The sequence below is a fragment of the Sphingomonas endophytica genome (genome assembly GCF_001476895.1).
GTDB classification, from domain to species: domain Bacteria; phylum Pseudomonadota; class Alphaproteobacteria; order Sphingomonadales; family Sphingomonadaceae; genus Sphingomonas; species Sphingomonas endophytica_A.
Genome location: NZ_LDTB01000271.1, coordinates 1 through 809 on the forward strand (window position 1 = coordinate 1; position 809 = coordinate 809).

At 60.1% G+C, this 809-nt stretch carries 1 protein-coding gene; it reads left to right on the top strand.

Annotation, left to right across the window (positions count from 1 at the left end):
- Positions 1 to 743 (top strand): DUF1365 domain-containing protein (locus NS334_RS17140; protein WP_058757017.1); only part of this gene is annotated, 743 nt, incomplete at its 5' end.
- Positions 744 to 809 lie beyond the last annotated feature (66 nt).

The window sequence follows — 809 nt, forward strand, 5'->3', positions numbered from 1 at the left end:
TAGTTTTTTATAAGGTTCAGGTTTTTTGGCTGCTGCTCGATCTCGACGAGATGCCAACGCTCAGCTCTCGGTTGCGGCTTCTCTCGCACAACCGGTTCAACCTGTTCGCACTGTACGACCGCGATCACGGCGACGCCGGAGCAACGCCACTGCGCGCTCAGATCGAGCGGCATCTCGAACAAGCGGGTATCGATCTGGCCGGCGGGCGGATTCAGTTGTTCTGCATGCCGCGGACACTCGGCTACAGTTTTAATCCCCTCAGCCTCTATTTCTGCTACCGAAACTCGGGCCAGCTCGCGGCGATCGTTTATCAGGTTCACAACACGTTCGGCGCACGCCACGCTTATGTGGCGGCGGCCGACGCTGGCGACACAGGCATCCGGCACGACTGCAACAAGACCTTCTACGTGTCGCCGTTCATGGCCATGAACCAAACCTATCATTTCCGCTTGAACCTGCCGGCCGAGCATTTTGCGCTCGCCATCGCCGCGAGCGAAGGCGGCGAAACGATGCTTAGCGCATGCCTGGTTGCGTCACGCCAGTCACTGAGCGATCGGACATTGTTGCGCAATTTCCTTGGGATTCCGCTTGTGACCGTCAAAGTCATGCTCGCGATCCATTGGGAGGCGGCGAGGCTTTGGCTGAAGGGCTTGCGCTTTCGTGACCGCCCGAATCCACCCGCTGACGACATGACGCTCGCGGCCAGATCACCCAAGCGAGGGACGAATTTGCATGCACACTGACCATCAGCGAACCGCCTTGGGCTGGGTGCCCGTCGAATGGCCGCCGGTGCTGCGCGCGACGATCGG